Source organism: Bifidobacterium sp. (assembly GCF_051876855.1).
GTDB lineage: Bacteria > Actinomycetota > Actinomycetes > Actinomycetales > Bifidobacteriaceae > Bifidobacterium.
Map to the genome: position 1 here is coordinate 1 of NZ_JBJEIH010000023.1, position 3,027 is coordinate 3,027.

The window sequence follows — 3,027 nt, forward strand, 5'->3', positions numbered from 1 at the left end:
CGGCGTGGACCCAGGCCTGCCGGGCAATGTGCGCATCGGCGCAAGCTCCCCGCAGGAATACCGGGGTGATGAGTCGAAAGCCGCCACCGGTATTGAAGGGCTGATTGACGCCGGATTCGTCGTGGCCATCACCGCCGGAGCCCAAGGAACGCTCGCCAGACTCAAACGAGCCGTCAACGAGACCGGCATCACGCGCTTCGGCGTATTGCGTTCGCGCGCCGTCGACGGGTTCGTGGACCGGGACGCGCGAATCGCCTTGCTCACCGAACGCGACCTGACCGGCCGTTCCAGCGCCGTCGGGCAAACAAAGACACCGAAGCGCCGGCGCAAGGCCATCGACCTGATGGAGCTCAAACCCGGCGATTACGTGGTTCATGAGCAGCACGGCATCGGGCGGTACACCGGTATGCAGCAGCGCCAAATCGGCCCTGCCGGCGCGAAAACGACGAGGGAATACCTGGTCGTCGAATACGCGCCCAGTAAACGCAACGCCCCCGCCGACAAACTGTACATTCCCACCGACCAGCTTGACCAGGTCAGCAAATACATCGGTTCGGACGCCCCCAAACTCAACAAACTCGGCGGCTCCGACTGGGCGCAGACCAAGGCGAAAGCCCGCAAGCATGTGCACGAGATCGCCCAGGACCTCGTACGCCTGTATTCGGCCCGCCAACGCACCAAAGGTTTCGCGTTCAGCCCGGATACCCCGTGGCAGAAGGAACTCGAGGACGCCTTCCCGTATCAGGAGACCCCTGACCAGCTGACCACCATCGACGAGGTCAAGGCCGATATGGAGAAACCGGTGCCGATGGACCGTCTGATCTGCGGTGATGTCGGCTTCGGCAAGACTGAGATTGCGGTGCGAGCCGCCTTCAAAGCCATCCAGGACGGTAAGCAGGTGGCGGTCCTCGTGCCGACCACGTTGCTCGTGCAACAGCATTACGAGACGTTTACGGAACGTTACTCGGGCTTCCCGGTGGATGTCGCTGCGATGAGCCGCTTCCAAAGTCCCAAGGAAATCAAGCAGACCATCAAAGGTCTGGAAGACGGGTCGGTCGATGTCGTCATCGGCACGCATAAGCTGCTTAACCCGAAAATCAAGTTCAAGGATCTCGGGTTGTTGATCATCGACGAGGAGCAGCGGTTCGGCGTCGAGCATAAGGAAACGCTCAAAGCGCTGCGCACGAACGTCGACGTCTTGTCCCTGTCAGCGACGCCGATTCCGCGCACCTTGGAAATGGCGGTGACCGGCATCCGCGAGATGTCCACGCTCGCCACCCCGCCTGAGGACCGTCTGCCCGTGCTCACGTATGTCGGCCCATACGAGGACGCGCAGGTCACGGCGGCCATCAGGCGCGAGCTGTTGCGCGGCGGCCAGGTATTCTACGTGCATAACCGCGTTGACTCCATCAGTGCCACGGCAGACAAGATCCACCAGCTGGTGCCCGAGGCGAAAATCGGCGTCGCGCACGGCAAGATGGGGGAGAAACAACTCGACGCAATCATCCGCGATTTCTGGCATCGCGATATCGACGTGCTCGTATGCACGACAATCATCGAGACCGGGCTGGATATATCGAACGCGAACACGCTGATCGTCGACCATGCCGACCGTTTCGGATTAAGCCAGCTGCATCAGCTGCGTGGTCGTGTCGGCCGAGGACGGGAACGCGCGTACGCGTACTTCCTGTATGACCCGTCCAAGCCGATGACCCAGCAGTCGCACGACCGTCTCGCGACCATCGCGCAGAACACGTCGCTTGGGTCGGGCTTTGATGTGGCGATGAAAGATCTCGAGTTGCGTGGCACCGGCAATTTGCTGGGCGACGAGCAGAGCGGACATATCGAGGGCGTCGGTTTCGACCTGTACGTGCGCATGGTTTCGCAGGCGGTAGAAGAGTACAAGGAGCCTGAGCGCAAGGAATCGGTAGCCGTCAGCATCGATTTGCCGATCGAGGCGTCGATTCCGGTGGATTACATCGATTCCGACAAGCTGCGGCTTGAGGCGTATCGCAAGCTCGCCTCGGCGAGGAGCGAACAGGATCTCGACGATGTGCGCGACGAGCTGACCGACCGCTACGGCAAGCCTCCAGTAGAGCTGGATTCGCTGTTCGCCGTGGCCAGACTGCGGAACAAAGCGCGAGATCTTGGTATCACCGAAATCATCGCCCAGGGACGGAACGTGCGTATTCGTGGGATTGAGCCGGCGGAATCCCTGATGATGCGTCTGCAGCGCATCTACCCGGGAGCCCAGTACCGGCCGCTCACCCGCACGTTGACGATTCCGGCGCCGTTCGCCGGTTCGCTTGGCTCGGGCCCCATGCCCGGCGACCAAGTGATTGCCTGGACCAACCAGCTGCTCGACGACCTGCAATGGAAGCCCCGGGCGGCCGGCAAGTGATTGACCGGGCTCGTCCGGTGCGATTGGTTGAGCCTGTGGTGTGACTGGGCGGTTGCGTGCTGACGTGATGGCAGGGGAAGATGCCCCTGAGCGTGCGGTACCGGCCTGTTGTGTTATTGGCCGGTCGCATCACATCGCGGATAGCGGATGGTCATAGGAGCCGGCCGTCACAGAACGCCGCCGCTGTCGAAGCGTCGCGCGAAGCTGGAAGCGCCATGAAACACAATACGAAGAGCACCACGCCATCCATGAACGAATGGCGCAACGTCATCCCTGCGCTTACCCCGTGGGGCAAGAACCGCGTCAAACCAGAGGAAGCCGTCAAGCATGCGCTAATCATGCCGGGCATCGGCTACACCGTCGATCGCCCGCTGCTGTACTGGGCGTCGCAGGCGCTCGCCGCCGAGGGCTGGTACGTTGACCGGCTCGCGCTCACTCTGACCGAAGACGTCGAATTCCCCGAAATGATCGCCTGCATGGAACGCGTCATCGACGTGTGGAAGGCGAAATCCGTCGCCCGCGCGACCATCGCCGCGCAACATGCGTCAGACAATCGCGACACAGACGATGCACAGGGCTGCGCTGCTGACGCCGGTTTCAACGCTTCCGCCGATTCCAGCGTTTCC

1 protein-coding gene and 1 pseudogene are annotated in these 3,027 nt (G+C 62.0%); both read left to right on the top strand.

Annotation, left to right across the window (positions count from 1 at the left end):
- On the top strand, nucleotides 1–2,401 hold a 2,401-nt coding region (mfd, locus tag ACI38B_RS01785; RefSeq protein ID WP_439729270.1), incomplete at its 5' end, for a transcription-repair coupling factor.
- 215 nt (nucleotides 2,402–2,616) lie between these two features.
- A pseudogene (locus ACI38B_RS01790) lies at nucleotides 2,617–3,027 on the top strand (hypothetical protein); the annotation flags it as partial.